This is a genomic window from Halosaccharopolyspora lacisalsi (assembly GCF_014137975.1).
Lineage (GTDB): Bacteria > Actinomycetota > Actinomycetes > Mycobacteriales > Pseudonocardiaceae > Halosaccharopolyspora > Halosaccharopolyspora lacisalsi.
In genome coordinates this window covers 319,191-336,015 of record NZ_JACGWZ010000005.1, presented here as the reverse complement: position 1 = coordinate 336,015, position 16,825 = coordinate 319,191, and the positions used below count along the sequence as shown (strand labels likewise).

Sequence of the window (16,825 nt, the reverse complement as noted above, 5' to 3'; positions counted from 1 at the left end):
GTTCCCGTCACAGGAAGACGTGGAAAGAGCCCGATCCCGGTTTTCCGCGCAATGCGTACCTCGCTCGCGCTCACCGGATCGACGGCCGCCCGGTCACGTGGTGTCGTCCTGCGTCAACACCGCACCGAGGGCAACGGCGGAGAGGACACCGTCGCCCGGCAACTCGGCCGAGCCACCCGCGGCTTCGGCCCCGACTCTTCGAACCACGCGCACGGAGGACTCGATGATCACCACGACTCCGAACTGGATCGCCGACATCACGATGGAGGAGCTCGAGCGGAACCCGTACCCGTACTACGAGCGGCTGCGGGCCGAAGCCCCGCTGGCCTACGTCCCGGCACTCGGTTGCCACGTGGCCTCCACCAAGGAGATGTGCCGACACATCGCCGGGGCCAACGACGGGGACTTCGAGGGCGTCATCGCTCCCGCGGGCCGACGCACCTTCGGGGAACCGGCGGTGCTCGACGCCAACGGCAAGCAGCACGACGAGCTGCGCGCCATGGTCGACCCCGGCCTGCAGCCCAGTGAGGTCGACCGCTACGTCGACGGTCTGGCGCGTCCCATCGCACGCCACTACCTGGAGCAGTTCGACGACGACGGCCACGCCGATCTGGTCGCCCAGTACTGCGAACCGGTCAGCGTCCGCAGTCTCGGCGACCTGATGGGCCTGCGGTCGGTGAGCTCGGACAAGCTGCGGGAGTGGTTCCGCAAGCTCAACGTGTCGTTCACCAACGCGGGCGTGGACGACGACGGGGACTTCGCCAATCCGGAGGGGTTCGTCCCCGGCGACGAGGCCAAGGCCGAGATCCGCGAGGTCCTCGACCCGCTGCTGGACGAGTGGACGGTCGAACCCGACGACAGCGCGCTGTCGCACTGGTTGCACGACGGGATGCCCGAGGGACAGGTGCGCGACCGCGAGACCCTCTACCCGAACGTGTTCGTCTACCTGCTCGGCGCGATGCAGGAACCCGGGCACGCGATGGCCTCCACCATCGCCGGGCTGTCGACCCGCCCCGACCAGCTGGAGCGGGTGATCGACGACCCGTCGCTGATCCGCCGGGCGATCACCGAAGCCGTGCGCTGGACCTCGCCCATCTGGTCGGCCACCGCGAGACGCAGCACCAAGGACATGACCATCGGCGGCGTCGAGCTGCCTGCCGGTTCGGTGGTCATGATGTCCTACGGCTCGGCCAACCACGACGAGAACGACCACGACGACCCGTCCCGGTACGACCTGGACCGCACGCCTGTCCCGAACCTGGCCTTCGGTGCGGGCAAGCACGCCTGCGCCGGTACCTACTTCGCCACCGAGGTCGTGCGGATCGGGTTGGAGGAGCTGTTCGAGGCCATCCCCAACCTCGAGCGCGACACCGCCCACGAGACCGACTACTGGGGCTGGGGTTTTCGCAGCCCGCTGGAGCTGCACGCGACGTGGGAGGTGTGACTTCCCGACCACCGGACAGCGGCCAACGAACAGCGGCCACCGGACAGCGAGGAGACACCATGAACGACACCCACGAAGTACGGATCACCACGCAGGACAGGTCCGCGCGCTGCCCCGCCGACCAGTCCGTTCTCGAAGCGCTGCTGCGCGACGACATCTGGCTCCCGCACTCCTGCACCCAGGGAACCTGCGGCACCTGCAAGGTGCGGGTGCTCGAGGGCGAGGTCGACCACCGCGACTCGTCGGAGTACACGCTCACGTCCCACGAGCGCGCCGCGGGGATCGCCCTGGGCTGCCAGGCCACACCGTGCTCGGACCTGGCGCTGGAGCCCGCCGAACGGGTGGATCCCGGGGACGCCGTGCCGCGACATCCGCTCAGGGACCACGGCGGGACCGTGGTGCTGCTCGACGACATCGCCCGCGACGTCCGGCGACTGGTCGTCGAGCTCGACGAACCGATGGGCTTCAACGCCGGCCAGTACGCCGAGATCCGGGTTCCCGGCACCGAGGTGTCCCGCCAGTACTCCATGGCCAACCCGCCGTCGCGCTCCGACCGGCTGGAGTTCCACGTCAAACGCACCCCGGGTGGTGTCGCCACCGACGGGTGGATGTTCGCCGGACTGCGCCCGGGGGACCGCGTCGAGCTCAAGGGCCCGCTCGGTGACTTCGGGAGCAATCCCCCATCGGGGGGAGCGGCCATCATGATCGCCGGTGGTACCGGGCTGGCTCCGTTGACGTCGATCGTGCGCCACGTGCTCGCCGGTGAATCGGCACCACCGCTGTACCTGTACCACGGTGGCCGCGAGCAGCGGGACCTCTACGACGCGGAGTTCTTCCGCGAGCTGGAGCAGCACCACGAGCGGTTCACCTACCGCCCCTGTCTGAGCGAGCAGCAGTGGGACGGCGCGATGGGCGCGGTCACCGATGTGGTGCTCGACGACTTCGCTTCCTGCAAGGGACTCAGCGCCTACCTGTGCGGCCCACCGGGGATGATCGAAGCTGGCGTGAAGGCGCTCAAACGACGGCGCATGGCCCCTCGCAGGATCTTCCGCGAGGAGTTCCCGGACGCCTCCGACAACTTCGCCGGAGCGCGGTGACGTTACCCACTCCACGGCGCCCCTGATCGCCGCGCGCCCTCGTCCGGGAGGAGGCTCGGGCCGTATCGCGGCGTCTACGAGGAGACGATCCTGTTGGCCGATCGGCCCACCTCCGAACGAACGAACCCCACCGGACCACCCCCTTCGGTCGAGCGGGCCGACGATTCGGTCACCAGACGGTGGCGACTGCTCGGACTGAGCTGGGCGCACCTGCTCAACGACGGTGCGGCGAACTACCTGCCCGGAGTACTACCGGCGATCCTGGTCTCGCTGGACCAGCCGGCGCGAATGGCGGGCGTGCTCGTCGCCGCGCTCACCATCGGGCAGGCGCTGCAGCCGGTGACCGGTTGGGTCGCCGACCGGATCGGGGGCCGCGTCCTGGTCGTGTCGGGGCTGCTGATCAGCTCCGTGGCCGGCGGTCTGGTGGGGCTCGTGCACACCACGGGAGCGCTGATCGCGCTGCTGCTGCTCATCGGCGTCGGCAACGCGTTCTTCCACCCACCCGCGCTCGCCGGTGTGCGCAGCCTGCTGCAGGGCAGACGGGGGTTCCTCACCTCGGTGTTCCTCGTGGGCGGTGAGCTCGGTCGTGGTCTCTGGCCCACCGTCGCCAGCCTCATCACGGCGAACTTCGGACTGACCTACCTGTGGATCATCGCGCTGCCCGGGCTGGCGACCGTTCCGATGCTGCTGCGCTCGGCACCCAAGTTGCCCGCGGCACCACAGCGGGGACGGGCCATCCAGTGGCGCAGGCACGCCTCCCCGATGACACTGCTGATCGGCTACCGCAGCATCCGCGCCCTGACGATCTTCGGACTGACGACCTTCATCCCCCTCATGTGGCAGGCCCGCGGAGGAACGCTGGTGGAGGGGGCGTCGGTGATCACGACGATGGTCACCGTCGGCGTGGTCGGCAACCTGTGGGGCGGGCACCTGGCGGACCGGTTCGGACGCCGACCGGTACTGGTGGCCTCGGCGCTCGGCAGTTCCGGGTTCATCGGCTTCGTGGTGTACCTGCCCGGCGCGTGGGCGTGGGTCGCAGCCGCGGCACTGGGCGTGGCGCTGTTCCTCACCGCGTCGACCACCGTGCTCATCGGACAGGACATCTTCCCCGAGAACCGCTCGATGGGCTCGGGGATCGCACTGGGCCTGGCCAACGGCATCGGCGCGCTGCTCGTGCTGGTGATCGGTCTCCGGGTCGACGACGGCAACATCGAATCGGTCTTCTGGATCCTCGCGCTGCTCAGCCTGGCATCGACGCTGCTGGCGATCGCCCTCCCGAAATCCCTGATGCGCGAATGACAGCACCGCGGCCGGACTCACTCGCGGGCGACCGACTCCACCTCCGCGCGCAGGTCCACGTTGACGTGCTCACCGTCCTGAAGGGCGGTGATTCCGACGCGGCTATGCCGCGTGCGGAGCGGTACTACCTCGCGGGCTCCCGCTGCTTCCTGCTTCCACGCCAACCGCCTCGCTGGGAGGTCTCACGTCGGCTCCACAGGCGTTTCGCCTCTCCGCCCGTCCGGCGGCGAGGATGTTCCTGGCTGCGTTCGTGTCCCGGTCCAGCACCAGCCCGCAGGCGGCACACTCGAACGTGCGCATCGACAACGGCGCAGACTGCTGAACCACGCCGCAGCCGGAGCAGGTTTTGCTGGTCGGTAGCCACCGGTCGATGACCACCAGTTCCCGCCCGTGCCGGGCGGCTTTGTACTCCACCATGCGGCGGAACCCGCCCCACGATGCGTCGTGCACGGACTTCGCCAGCCGTGTACGGGCGAGACCGGACACCGCCAGGTCTTCCAGGTAGATCGCTTGGTTCTCGCGAACGATCCTGGTAGTTTCCTGATGCAGCCAGTCCGCCCGAGTGTCGGCCACTTTGCCGTGCTGCCGCGCCACCTTCCGCCGAGCCTTGTCCCGGTTGTTGCTGCCGCGCTGTTTCCGAGACAGCTCCCGTTGGGCACGTTTGAGTTTGCGCTCAGCGCGCCGCAGAAACTTCGGGTTCTCGATCGCGTTTCCGTGCTGGTCCACCGCGAACGCGTGCAACCCCAGGTCCAGGGCGAGTTCGTGTTCCTGGCCGTGCTCGTCCACTGCCGGGGGCAAGGTGTCGTCGCCGGTTTCCACCACGAACGACACGAAGTACCGCTCGTCGGCGGTCTTGACCACCGTGACCGAACTCGGGGTACTGGGCAGATCACGCGACCAGGCCACCTTCACGTCGCCCACCTTGGACAACCGGAGTTTCCCGTTACCCAGCACGCGAAACCCATCCGGTTGGAACCGGACAGCCTGACGCCGATCCTTACGGGACTTGAACCGAGGGGCGCCCACCCGGCGCCCCTTGCGTTTGCCGGACAACGAGTCGAAGAAGTTGCGGAAGGCCGTGTCGCAGTCGCGAATGACCTGCTGCAACACCGAGTGCTGCGCATACGCCAGCCACTCGCGTTCGGCGGTGCGTTTCGCGTCGGTGATGAGCCGCTTCTGCAACTGTGTGCCGGACGGGTACTTCTCCCCGGCCTGGTAGGCGTACCGCCGGACACGTATCGCGTCGTTGAACACCACGCGCGCGTTCCCGAACGTCTGCGCCAACCCGGCCCGCTGGGCATCATCCGGGTACAGCCGGAACCGATATCGCAGTTGCATCGCTACTCACCTCCTCACTGTCCACTATTGTAGGAGTTGTCTTCATGACAGATCACAACGACTTCCGAACTGGTCGACACGTCGTGTACACCATGCACGCGCACTTGGTTTTCATCACGAAGTACCGGCATCCGGTGTTCACCAGCACCTACCTGGACCGGTGCGAACAGATCATGCGCGGAGTGTGTACCGACTTCGAGGCCGAACTGGCCGAGTTCCACGGCGAGGACAACCACGTGCATCTGCTGGTGAACTTCCCCCGAAGGTCACTCTGTCCAAGTTGGTCAACAGTTTCAAAGATGTCTCGTCTCGTCTGCTACGCAAGGATTTCGAGGACTTACGAGTTACCTACTGGAAAGGGGTGCGGCTCTGGTCCGGCTCGTACTTCGCCGGATCAGTCGGCGGCGCGCCGCTATCGGTTGTGCGGAAGTACGTCGAACAGCAGACCCACCCCTCCCGGTGAACCAGCCTCACGGCCGGTGGCGCCTTCGCGCAGGAACACCGGGACGGTCTCCAGCGGCGCGTCCACCGTCACGGTGGTGCCACCGGCGACGGTGCTCCCGTCCCACGCCCCGACCCATCCGGTACCGGCCGGCAGGTACACCGACCGCTGCCGCGAGCCGTACTCGGTGACCGGGGCGACCAGCACATCGGGACCGAGCAGGAACTCGTCGTCGACCTCCCAGGCCCCCTCGTCGGCGGGGAAGTCGACGAACAGCGGACGCATCGGCGGAAGACCGCGCTCGTGGGCGAGCCGCATCTGCTCCATCAGGTACGGGCGGAGCCGTTCCCGCAGCAGCAACATCTCACGAATCCGCTCGTAGGCCGCCGCTCCGAACGACCACACCTCGTTGGGGCCACCGGTCATCTCCGGCCCCAGCTCCGTGCGCGGGTCGCGATTACCGTGCAGCCGGAACAACGGACAGAACACTCCGTACTGGAACCAGCGCACGACCAGCTCCCGGAAGTACTCCGACTCCGGGTCGCCCCCGTGGAATCCGCCGATGTCGGTGGTCCACCAGGGAATCCCGGACAGCGCGACGTTCAGGCCGGCACGCAACTGCCCCCGCAGCGACTCGAACGTGGCGTCGATGTCACCGGACCACAGGGCGGCGCCGTAGTGCTGGCTGCCCGCCCAGGCCGACCGGCACAACGAGACGATCTCGGTCTCCCCCTCGGCACGCATACCGTCGTGGAAACCCCGGACGTGGCGCAACGGGTACAGGTTGAACACCTCCTGCCCCGGGCCCTCCGCGAACCGCAGGTTCTCCGGGGTGCCGGGTCGGATCTCCGGCTCGCAGGCGTCCAGCCACCACACCCGCACACCGAGGTCGTAGTAGTTCTCCCGCACCCGGTCCCAGACGTAACGACGTGCCCGCGGATTCGTCGCGTCGTAGAAGGCCACGGGCATCTCCACGTCGAACCCCTTGTCCCGCCACGGCGCGTGGTACGGCACCCCGGCTTCGGTCTCGACCAGCAGCCCCTCCTGCCGCATCCGGTCGAAGTTCTCGCTCAACGGGTTGACCGAGGGCCAGACGGAGACCATCAACCGGACACCGGCCTCGTCGAGCTCGCGCATCATGGCGGCCGGGTCCGGGTACTCGGCCGGATCGAACCGCCAGTCCCCGAGATGCGTCCAGTGGAAGAAGTCCGAGACGATCACCGACAACGGTAGTTCGCGACGCCGGTACTCCCGGACGACCTCCAGCAGCTCCTCCTGCGAGCGGTAGCGCAGTTTGCTCTGCCAGAACCCGGCGGCCCACTCCGGAAGCATCGGGGGACGGCCGGTGGCCGCGGCGTAGTGTTCGAGCAGTTCGTCCGGTGCCGAGCCGGTGGTGACCCAGTAGTCGATCTGCCGTGCGCTGTCGGCCACCCACCGGGTTCCGTTGTGGGCGAACTCCGCCCGCCCCACGGCGGGGTTGTTCCACAGGAACCCGTATCCCCGGCTGGAGACCAGGAACGGGACGGAGACCTCGGCGTTGCGCTGCACGAGGTCCAGCACGGTTCCCTTCTGGTCCAACCGCCCGTGGGTGTGCTGCCCGAGCCCGTAGATCCGCTCTCCCCCGTAGGCGCGGAAGCACTGCTCCAGTCGGCGGCTTCGTCCCGAACTGGGTGCGTAGAGCCGCGGTCCCGGCCACCAGAAGTGCGCCGGCTGCTCGGCCAACAACTCCGCTCCGCCGGTGCTTCGGACGAAGCGCAGCATCCCCTCCGAGTCGACCTCCGCGGTCAGCTCGCCGTGGGTGATCCGCGCGCCGGAATCGTCGACGTCGATCACGGGTGCGTCCGCGCTCGCGGGCCGCTCCCCGAGCGCGCCGGGAAGGTCGTCGAGCAGCGGGGCGAACCCGGCGCGCACTCGCAGGCTGTCCGCGCCCCACGGTTCGATCCGCACTGCTTCCTGACCGGAGCTCCACTCCAACGCTCCGGCGTTCTCACGAGCACCGTGCATGACCACTGCCTCCTGTCGATCCGATGACGGGTGAACGACCTGTGGGCTCCTCGGCCGGCGCGGCATCGCGCCGGATCGTCAGTCCTTGACTCCTCCTCCGGTGATGCCCGCCGCCACGTAGCGCTGCGCGGTCAGCAGCAGGATCGCCGCCGGGATCGAGGCCAGTACCGCGGTGGCCATGACGCCGTTCCAGTTCGTGGTCTGGTTCCCGACGAAGCGGTAGATCCCCACCGTGATCGGCTGGAGGGTGTTGCCGGTGGTGAAGCTGACCGCGAACAGGAAGTCGGCCCAGGCGAACAGGAAGCTGAACAACCCGGCGGTGATCAGCGCATTGCGACACACCGGCACCACGACGGATCCGAAGGTGCGCCACTGACCGGCGCCGTCGACGTAACCGGCCTCGATCAGCTCCTTGGGGACCCCGCTCATGAAGGTCCGCAGGATCAGGACCGCGAACGGAACGGTCAGCGTGGAGTCGGCGAGGATCATGCCTACGTAGCTGTCCAGCAGCCCGAGCTGGCTGAAGACCGGGTAGAGCGAGTTGGCCATCACGATGCCGGGCACCATCTGCACCAGCAGCACGACCAGCACCAGTGCCAGCGTGCCCCGCAGCCGGAACCGGGCCAGCGCGTAGGCGGCCGGTGCGCTCAACAGCAGGGTGAACACCACCGTGCCCAGCGCGATCACCAGGCTGGTGAGCAGGTTGTCCCCCTGGGTGCGCACGGCCTCGGCGTAGCCGCTCCAGGTGGGGTCGGCCGGGAACCACGCGGGAGGCGTGCGCAGCAACGCCGCGCTGCTCTGCAACGACACGTTGATCATCCAGTACACCGGGGCCAGGAAGACGAGTACCAGCACGACGCCGACGGCTGTGTTGGTCACGCGCTGTGCGGTGGGCATCAGCTCTCCCCTTCCCTGCGGAACGAGTCGCGGATGGAGCGCAGGTAGAGCAGCGCGAACACCAGCGCGACCGCGATGAGGATGTTGCCGACCGCTGCTCCCTCTCCGAAGTCGAACTCCTCGAACGACAACGCGAACGACCAGGTGGTCAGCGTCTCGGTGGCGTTGGCCGGACCACCACCGGTGAGAATCATGATCAGGTCGAAGACCTTGAGCGTGTAGATCAACCCCAGCATCAGCACGATGGCGATGACCGGCCGCAGCAGCGGCAGGGTGATCTTGCGGAAGCGCTGCCACGGACCGGCACCGTCCAGGGCCGCCGCCTCGTACAGCGAGGTGGGGACGGCCTGGAGTCCGCTGTAGAGGATGACCAGGTTGAACGGCACGCCCACCCAGATGTTGGCGATGATCGCCGCGGGCAGCGCGTGGTCGGTGCTGGACAGCCAGGGGATCGGGTCCCCGACCAGGTGCAGCCCCAGCAGCAGCTGGTTGAGCACCCCGAATCCCTCGTCGTAGATCCAGCGGAACACCGCACCGGAAACCACCAGCGGCAGCAGCCACGGCAGCAGCAGCAAACCGCGCAGCACCCCGCTGAGCGGGAAGTGCCGCTGGAAGAACGCGGCCAGGCCCAGCCCGAGCACGAACTGGAACAGCAGCGATCCCACGGTGAACAGGACCGTGTTCAGCACGGCGGTGCCGAAGACCGGATCGGTGACGACATCGACGTAGTTGTCCAGGCCCACGAAGGGGGAACCGGCCTCGTAGAACGAGGCCACGGTCCACTCCTGGAAACTCATCATCAGGTTGCGAACGATCGGATAGCAGAAGAACAGCAGGAGAAAGACCACCACCGGCAGGACGAAGCTCCAGCGGACCAGTCGCTCCCGCCCACCACCGCCCCGGCGGCGACCGCGAGTCGACAGGGGCCCACTCGCGGTCGGTTCCGTACTTGCCGTCGTCATGACAACACCCACTCAACCCTTCGTCAGCCCTCGGACCCGGCGACGCGCGCGGCCCGCTCCAGTGCTTTCTCGGGGCTGGTCGCGCCCGCGATCGTGGCCTGGATCGCGTCGGCCAGCGCCTGCGAGACCGCCCGGTAGCGGGGGCCCAGTTCGGCCGTGCGCGCCCGCCCCGTGGCCACTTCCTCCACGAACGGCCGCATCGCCGGAACGTCCTCGGCGTACTGCGCGGCCGCTTCCACTCGCGCGGGCACGTAGGCGTGCTGGGTCGACCACTCCAGCATGGTCTCCTTCTCCAACATGCAGCCCAGCACGCGCGCGGCGTCGGCCTGTCGCCGCGGAGTGGTCTCCGGGATCACGCCGATCTCGCCGCCGAGCGGCACCTGCGGGGCGATGTCCCTGGAGGGTGTCGGAATCGGAACGACGCCGTAGTTCACCCCCTCCTCGTCCAGGGTGGACAACGTCCAGGACCCGTTGATCATCATGGCGGCGTGGCCGCTGACGAAGCGGTCGGTGACGTCGTTCTGGTTCCAGTTGACCACCGACCGCGAGGCCACCCCGCTGTCGACCAGCCCGGACCAGAACTTCAACGCCTCCACCGCCCTCGGGGATCTCAGGTCGGTGAGTTCACCGCCGTTGCTCCACAGGAACGGCTCGAACTGCCAGGTGCCCTCCTCGGAGGCGATCGCCGAGAACGCGATCCCGTGGGTCGATCCCCGGGTCAGTTCCTCCGCCGCCCGCTCCAGCTCCCGCCAGGTCTCCGGCGGCTCCAGCCCCGCTCGCTCGAACAGGGTGCGGTTGTAGATCAGCGCGAGCCCGTTCACCCCGGGTGCCAGTCCGTAGAGCTTTCCCCGGTAGCTGCCGGCCTCGACGATTCCGGGGAAGTACCCCCGGCCGTCGAGGCCGTACAGGCTCAGCTCGGTCAGGGCTCCGGTCTTGGCGACCGTCTGCAGGTCCGGGTTGTCCACGAACAGCAGGTCCGGCAGCGAGTGCGCGGTGGCGTCCCGCAGCACCTTGGGCATCAGCTGGTCCACGGGCACGTTCTGCCGCTGGACGCGCAGGTCGAATCGCCCGGCGCAGCGCTCGAGCAGCGCGTCGAACTGCCGACTGGCCGCAGCGCTGGTGTAGTGGTCGAGCTCGACCACGACGTTCGGATCCCGGGAGCGCCCCCCTCCCCCGCACCCGGCCGCGACGAGAGCCACCGCCAGAGCGACGGCGGCGAGGCGAAACGGTCCTCGGTAGAGTCCGCGCACCCGGGTGGGCACATCCCGCACCGCGGAGCCGGCGGATCGTTCTCGTCGATCCGGGCGTAAGCGAAACTGTCGAATCGCTTCGACAAATCTGGCGGACAACCGCATCGTTGCCACCTTCTTCCGATTCCGTCGTCTTCTTGTCAGTCGCGTCGTACCGCCGCGCTGCTCGCCCGCACCGTCAGCTGGGGGGTCAGCAGCGTGGAGCCGTCCTCCGCTCGCGCTTCGACGAGCTTGCCCATCACCGCCTCGACCGCCCGCTGCCCGATGGCCGAGGCGGGAATGGGCACCGCGCTCAACGGGGTCGAGGCCGCCTCGGCCGTGCCCTCCGGGCAGATCGCCACCACGGACAGGTCCTCGGGAACGCGCTTCCCCAGCCGGCGCAGCACGTCCAGCAGCACTCCCTGGGCCGGCTCGTTGTGCACGATCAGGCCGGTGACCTCGGGATGCTCCGCGAAGACGCGGCTGAGCACGGCGTGGACCTCGTCGTAGGAATGACCACACGGATACACCGCCGAATCGAGACCCCGATCGAGGGACGCCTCCCTGTACCCCTCGATGGTGCGTTGCGCGAAGCCGGTGCCGCGCTGGTAGACGGGGCCGGGGTGCCCGATCAGTACGGTCTCCCGGTGCCCGAGTTCGGCAAGGTGCTCCACGCAGCAGCGCCCCGTGGCGGAGAAATCCAGGTCGATGCAGGTCAGCCGCCCCGGATCGGCGGGAACCCCGATCAGCACCGCGGGCAGTCCCAGCTCGTCCAGCACGGGAACGCGTGGATCGTCGAGTTCGACGTCCATCACGATGAGCGCGTCGACCTGCGCCCCGTCGGTGACGCGGCGCAGTCCCTCCGGGCCCTCGTCATTGGTCAGCAGCAGCACGTCGTGACCGTGCGCCCGCGCGGCGGTCACCACGGACACGGCGAACTGCATCAGCACGGGCACGTACATGTCGCTGCGCAACGGCAGCACCAGCGCGATCACACTGGTGCGGCTGCTGGCCAGCGCCCGTGCCCCGGCGTGCGGGTGATAGCCCAACTCCCGGATGCTGCTCTGGACACGTTCCCGGGTGTCTTCCGAGATGGAACGCTTACCACTGAGCACGTAGGACACGGTGCTCGGTGATACCTGGGCGTGTCGGGCGACGTCCGCGATGGTGGGCATGCGTGATTCTCGTCTGATCTTGTCGGGCGCTCCTCTTCGAAGCGCTTCGACGCGAAGCCTAGGGTGTGATCGGCACCACGTCAATGCGCTCGTGGGTCGACCACCACCGCTTTCGGACATTCTTCTCTCCGATGTGACGAGTCCGAGTTCGGTGACATGGTTGCGTTGGAGTGGTTTCGCGCGGAACCGTGTCATCACTCGGTGCCGCGCGAGGAGCGAGGAGCGAATGGCCAACTACGGCGACTACCAGCTACGGATCTATCTCGACGGGCTGTCGGGAAAACTCCCCGAACTGCCCGTGTCCTTCGAGGACCTGGAACGCGGCGCCGAGGAGGTCATGTCGGCGCAGCTGTGGTCCTACGTCGCGGGCGGTGCCGGTGACGAGCGGACCCAGCGGGCCAACGTCGCCTCCTTCGACCGCTGGGGGCTGATGCCCCGGATGCTCGCCGGTGCCGCCCAGCGCGACCTCACCGCGGACCTGCTCGGGACGAGCCTGCCGACACCGCTGATGATGGCCCCGGTCGGCGTGATCGGCCTGTGCGACGCCGAAGGACACGGCGACCTCGCGACGGCCCGGGCAGCGGCGGCCACCGGTGTCCCCGCCGTCGTCTCGACGCTGATGCAGGACCCGCTCGAGGACGTCGCCGCCGCGCTCGGCGACACCCCGGGCTACTTCCAGCTGTACCCGCCCGACGACCGCGAACTCACCGAGAGCTTCGTCCGGCGCGCGGAGGCGGCCGGATACGCCGGCATCGTGGTCACGCTGGACACCCTGACCCTGGGATGGCGCCCCCGCGACCTCTCCCTCGCCAGTTTCCCGCAGCTGAAGGGGCTGTGCCTGGCCAACTACTTCACCGACCCGGTGTTTCGGTCCCACCTCGACGCTTCCCCGGAGCGGGATCCGGAGGCGGCCACCATGCGGTGGGCGACGACCTTCGGAAACCCGAAGCTGACCTGGGACGATCTCGCCTGGTTGCGCTCGCTGACCGATCTGCCGCTGCTGCTGAAGGGGATCTGCGACCCCGAGGACGTCCGCCGCGCCGTCGACGGCGGTGTCGACGGCGTCTACTGCTCCAACCACGGTGGGCGCCAAGCCAACGGCGGCCTGCCCGCGCTCGACGTGCTTCCCGAGGTCGTCGACGCCGCCGGCGACGTTCCGGTGATCTTCGACTCCGGCGTGCGCACCGGAGCCGACGTGGTCAAGGCACTCGCGCTCGGCGCGACGGCCGTCGGCGTCGGTCGCCCGTACGCCTACGGGATGGCGGTCGGCGGCGCCGCCGGAGTCGAGCACGTGCTGCGCTGCCTGCTGGCCGAGACCGACCTGACCATGGCGATCGACGGCTATCCCGACGTCGCCTCCCTGACCCGGGGATCGCTCCGAGAGGTCCGCTGACGACGATGCCCGAACCGAACGACCGCGCTCCCGCCCGAGGAGATCCACAGCCGGATCGAGCCGTGACTCTCATCCGCTCCGACGCTCTTTCCGACATCGCCGAGTACGCCTACGCCGCCACGGCGCCGGCCGATGCCCGGTTGATCTTCCTCGCGGGTGCCTGCCCGCTCAACGAGGACGGCACGACCGCCGCGGTGGGCGACCACGGTGGCCAGGCGGCGAAGGCCGTCGAGAACATGCGTACCGCGCTCGCGGAAGCCGGTGCCTCGCTCGAGGACGTCGTCAGCACTCGCGTGCTCGTCGCGTCGACGTCGCGGGCCGATCTGGTGACCGCGTGGCAGGTCGTGCGCGACGCCTTCGGCAGCCACGACGTCCCCAGCACGCTCACGGGAGTCACGGTCCTCGGCTACGAGGACCAGCTGGTGGAGATCGAAGCCGTCGCGGCGGTGGTCGAATAGCCGGGCACGAGCCGCCTTCTCCGGGTCACACCGTGCCGACGGCGCCGTAGAACGAGCACTGCTCGGCGCCGTCGGCGTCACCGGGTTCGTCGGGACGCCAGGCGGGCACGAACACCAGGCCGGGGTCCACCAGGGTGAACCCGTCCAGCATCGCGGCGATCTCGTCGTAACCGCGCAGGTAGGCCGGGTTCTGGGAGTTGCGGTACAGCTCGGCGGCCCGCGTGACGTCGGGCAGGGTATCGCCGGAGACGTGGGAGAACACCAGCGAACTGCCGGCGGGCATCCACTCGCGGTAGGCGCGCAGGATCCCGCTCGGGTCCTGCTCGTCGCCGACGAAGTGCATGACGGCCACCAGCAGCACGGCCATCGGCCGGGACGGGTCCAGCAGCTCGCGGACGGCGGGCGACCGAAAGATCGCATCCGGCTCGGTCAGGTCCGCCTGCACCACCGTGGCGGTGTCGAGGCCGTCGAGCATGAGCTCGCTGTGGGCCACGGCGACCGGTTCGTTGTCGACGTAGACCACCCGTGACCGGGGATTGTGCCGACCGGCGATCTCGTGCACCGCGCCTCCGCTGGGCAACCCGCAGCCGATGTCGAGGAACTGGTCGACGCCCTGCTCGGCCAGGTACGTCACCGCCCGGCGCAGGAAGTTCCGATTGGCCCGGGCCAGGTGCGGCATCTGCGGAAAGACCTCGAAGATGCGCTGGGCCAGCTCCCGGTCCGCGGCGAAGTTGTACCCCCCACCGAGGTAGTAGTCGTACAGCCGGGCCGCGCTCGGCGTGCCCACGTCGACGTCGGCCGGTACCCACTGCTCCCGTGATCCCATGCTCGCTCCTCGGCTGCGCCCAGTAAGGTGATGACCCTCCCAGCGTAGTGATCACCACAAGATCCCCCGCCGCTCCGGCGAAGCGGATTCGAACCTGCGAGCCCCACGACGGGTGACGGCTCCGAGCGCGACGATGTCCTCGGCACGGCGGAAAAGGCGCGCTCCCGCGGTCTCCGGCGGCTGGTACTGGCCCACATCGGCGGGCCGATGCTCCACGTGATCGATCGTGGCGAATCGCCACCGTTCGGCGGATTCGACCGGGAGGGAGCCGCGCGCTCTCCGCCGCGTCCCACCTGACGCTTCCTCCTGGCCGGAGCGGACCGCCCTGGATGTGCTCCATGCGGCGGGCGGAACCTACAGTCGGTGGCGGGACATCGGCCTTCGCCGAGTCGACACGAACACCGGAGCCGCAGGTGCGCCTGGGAAGGAAGTGACGGCGATGCGCAAGGTGAAGGATCTGACCGGTCCGGGGCACACGGACCACTTCGGGATCGGTGGTACCGACCTGGGGGCCATGACGACCGCTCCGGACGGGCGGCTGGTTGCGGTGCTCGGCGACACCTTCGAGCGGGCGGGCGTGGGCGGCCCCGGATGGCGGTCGCCGATCGTGCTCTTCGCGGACCCGACGACCGTCGGGACGGGCATCGAGTGGACCGGTTCGACCGGCGCCGGTACCTACGCCGAGCAGGCGCTGCCCTACCACCACGACTCGGTGATCCACGGGCGGCGGGTCAGCACCGTGCTGCCGACCGACGTCATCACGATCGGCGACGAGATGTACCTGCACGTGATGGTGTGCGAGGGGCTCGGCAACGTCCACTGGACCGAGGTGCACCGCTCGACCGACAACGGCGAGACCTGGCACCACACCGGCACGACCTGGCCCGGCGACCACCTCGGCGGACTGTTCCAGATGCTGACCTGGGCCCGGGGCGACGACGGCTACGTCTACGCCTTCTCCACCGGGTTCCAGCGCAGCCACGGCCTCGTCCTGCAGCGCGTGCCCGCCGACCGCGTCACCGAGCCCGGGGCGTGGGAGGGATGGGGATTCCGGGACGGCGAGTGGGCGTGGGGCAACCCGCCGACGATCGCGTTGGCCGGCGCCTACGGCGAGCTGTGCCTGCGCCCCCTCGGTGACCGGTGGCTGCTGGTCCTCTTCGACGCGGGCAACTACCGCATCGACGTCATGAGCCTCCGACACCCCACCTCGAACCTTTACGAGGCACCACGGACCACGGTGCTGCGGGGCGGAGCGTGGGATCGCGAGGACCACGTCGGCGGGCACGTCGCCCAGCTCTACGGTGGCTACGTCGTTCCCGGATCGACCCCGGACGACCTGCACCTGGTGGTCAGCCAGTGGAACACCCAGCGCAACTGGCCCTACCGGGTGATGCAGTTCGCCGGCAGCGCCTTCACCGAGGCGAGCACCCATCCGGAGCCCTCCGAGCCGAAGCGCCTCCGCGACCGCCTCACCGACACGCTCAAGTCCTACATCGGGCCGGGCCGGTGATCAGCGGGGCGAGGGCTCCGGCCCTCCGGAGGACCGGCCCTCCGGAGGACGCCGCCGGGTCCACGGCCAGGTCACCAGCGCCCACCCCGCCATTCCGACCGCGACCTCGACGGCCAGGTACCACGGCCATTCCCCCAGCAGGTCCAACATGGACGGATGGTCCGGTTTCCTGCTGAGGAATCCGTAGTTGGTGCCCGCCGCCGCGTTGAACGCCAGCGTCACGGCCATCCACACGAGGGTGACGGCCACCGCGCTCCGATAGTCGCGCCAGCCCGGCCGCCTGCCCACACCCCAGGTCAGGTAGGCGGCCGCCCAGATGACCAGCAGGTGCTGCGCCCAGAACTCGAGGAAGTCGACGTGCGGAAATCCCGGAGCGTCCAACGCCGGGGTGATCACGGCTTGCGGGGTCAGCGTGAGCCCCCAGTAGTACGTCGCGGCATACGCCCACTGCTGTCCGCTCCACAGCGCGTAGGCGGCGACCATCCACGCCAGGTCGCACAGGTGCAGCGGCAGCGAGTGGGACAGCTCCCACCGCGGTGGGACGCTCCGGTGGATCAGCACCGGCAGGAGCAGTACCACGATCACCACGGCGAACACCCGCGCGTGCGTCCGGACCGCGGCGACGTGCCGGTAGCGGCGCCCGGCCAGCGCCATCGCCAACGCACCGCCGACGATCAGAGCGATCAGGATCCAGTGCGACGTGCTGTACGGCTCGAACGTTCGCTCCGGCCGGAGCAACTCCATCGCCCCA

Annotated in this window: 15 protein-coding genes and 1 pseudogene; 7 read left to right on the top strand and 9 right to left on the bottom strand. The window is 68.9% G+C overall.

All coding sequences use genetic code 11. The features are described from left to right. Nucleotides 1-93: 93 nt before the first annotated feature. On the bottom strand, nt 94-231 hold the full coding sequence (locus FHX42_RS18245; RefSeq protein ID WP_182545615.1) for a hypothetical protein: 138 nt from the start codon (nt 229-231) through the stop codon (nt 94-96). Between FHX42_RS18245 and FHX42_RS18240 the strand changes: the two genes are divergently transcribed. The 3 genes from FHX42_RS18240 to FHX42_RS18230 all read left to right on the top strand — a co-directional run bounded on the left by FHX42_RS18240 (nt 224) and on the right by FHX42_RS18230 (nt 3,840). Further along, on the top strand, nt 224-1,444 hold the full coding sequence (locus FHX42_RS18240) for a cytochrome P450 (protein WP_220480521.1): 1,221 nt from the start codon (nt 224-226) through the stop codon (nt 1,442-1,444). The genes FHX42_RS18245 and FHX42_RS18240 overlap by 8 nt on opposite strands. A 59-nt stretch (nt 1,445-1,503) precedes the next feature. Continuing rightward, nucleotides 1,504-2,541, top strand: coding sequence for an NADH:ubiquinone reductase (Na(+)-transporting) subunit F (locus tag FHX42_RS18235; protein WP_182545614.1), 1,038 nt, complete (start codon nt 1,504-1,506; stop codon nt 2,539-2,541). 93 nt (nt 2,542-2,634) lie between these two features. Then, the gene (locus FHX42_RS18230; RefSeq protein WP_182545613.1) at nt 2,635-3,840 is read left to right on the top strand and encodes an MFS transporter; all 1,206 of its coding nucleotides are present in this window, start codon (nt 2,635-2,637) and stop codon (nt 3,838-3,840) included. 102 nt (nt 3,841-3,942) lie between these two features. On the opposite strand, the gene FHX42_RS18225 is transcribed toward FHX42_RS18230, so the two are convergent. Continuing rightward, a complete protein-coding gene (locus FHX42_RS18225) occupies nt 3,943-5,178 on the bottom strand; it encodes an RNA-guided endonuclease InsQ/TnpB family protein (protein WP_182545612.1) in 1,236 nt (411 codons plus the stop codon). Between the two features lie 44 nt (nt 5,179-5,222). On the opposite strand from FHX42_RS18225, the pseudogene tnpA reads away from it, so the two are divergent. Next, nucleotides 5,223-5,641: pseudogene (gene tnpA, locus FHX42_RS18220) on the top strand (IS200/IS605 family transposase). Here the strand turns inward: tnpA and FHX42_RS18215 are convergent. From FHX42_RS18215 to FHX42_RS18195, 5 genes are all read right to left on the bottom strand, one after another. Next, a complete protein-coding gene (locus tag FHX42_RS18215; protein WP_182545611.1) occupies nt 5,591-7,624 on the bottom strand; it encodes a glycoside hydrolase family 31 protein in 2,034 nt (677 codons plus the stop codon). The pseudogene tnpA and the gene FHX42_RS18215 sit on opposite strands and share 51 nt — an antisense overlap. 78 nt (nt 7,625-7,702) lie before the next feature. Beyond that, nucleotides 7,703-8,521: a carbohydrate ABC transporter permease gene (locus FHX42_RS18210; RefSeq protein WP_182545610.1), complete on the bottom strand. Its 819-nt coding sequence runs from the start codon at nt 8,519-8,521 to the stop codon at nt 7,703-7,705. Next, a complete protein-coding gene (locus FHX42_RS18205) occupies nt 8,521-9,483 on the bottom strand; it encodes a carbohydrate ABC transporter permease (protein ID WP_182545609.1) in 963 nt (320 codons plus the stop codon). Before FHX42_RS18205 ends, FHX42_RS18210 begins: the two co-directional genes overlap by 1 nt. 23 nt (nt 9,484-9,506) lie before the next feature. After that, complete coding sequence (locus FHX42_RS18200) at nt 9,507-10,745, bottom strand: sugar ABC transporter substrate-binding protein (RefSeq protein ID WP_328796381.1); 1,239 nt, start codon at nt 10,743-10,745, stop codon at nt 9,507-9,509. A 128-nt stretch (nt 10,746-10,873) separates the two neighbouring features. Continuing rightward, nucleotides 10,874-11,887, bottom strand: coding sequence for a LacI family DNA-binding transcriptional regulator (locus tag FHX42_RS18195; RefSeq protein WP_182545607.1), 1,014 nt, complete (start codon nt 11,885-11,887; stop codon nt 10,874-10,876). 226 nt (nt 11,888-12,113) lie between these two features. On the opposite strand from FHX42_RS18195, the gene FHX42_RS18190 reads away from it, so the two are divergent. After that, nucleotides 12,114-13,280 (top strand): alpha-hydroxy-acid oxidizing protein, encoded by a 1,167-nt coding sequence (locus FHX42_RS18190; protein ID WP_182545606.1) that lies wholly within the window; start codon nt 12,114-12,116, stop codon nt 13,278-13,280. A 5-nt stretch (nt 13,281-13,285) separates the two neighbouring features. Then, nucleotides 13,286-13,738, top strand: a complete 453-nt coding sequence (locus FHX42_RS18185; RefSeq protein ID WP_182545605.1) for a RidA family protein — start codon at nt 13,286-13,288, stop codon at nt 13,736-13,738. 25 nt (nt 13,739-13,763) lie between these two features. On the opposite strand, the gene FHX42_RS18180 is transcribed toward FHX42_RS18185, so the two are convergent. After that, complete coding sequence (locus FHX42_RS18180) at nt 13,764-14,564, bottom strand: SAM-dependent methyltransferase (RefSeq protein WP_182545604.1); 801 nt, start codon at nt 14,562-14,564, stop codon at nt 13,764-13,766. A 439-nt stretch (nt 14,565-15,003) separates the two neighbouring features. Here FHX42_RS18180 and FHX42_RS18175 point away from each other — a divergent pair, with 439 nt between their 5' ends. Then, nucleotides 15,004-16,074: a DUF4185 domain-containing protein gene (locus FHX42_RS18175; RefSeq protein WP_182545603.1), complete on the top strand. Its 1,071-nt coding sequence runs from the start codon at nt 15,004-15,006 to the stop codon at nt 16,072-16,074. Here FHX42_RS18175 and FHX42_RS18170 read toward each other — a convergent pair whose 3' ends face one another. Further along, complete coding sequence (locus FHX42_RS18170; protein ID WP_182545602.1) at nt 16,075-16,818, bottom strand: YwaF family protein; 744 nt, start codon at nt 16,816-16,818, stop codon at nt 16,075-16,077. Nucleotides 16,819-16,825 lie beyond the last annotated feature (7 nt).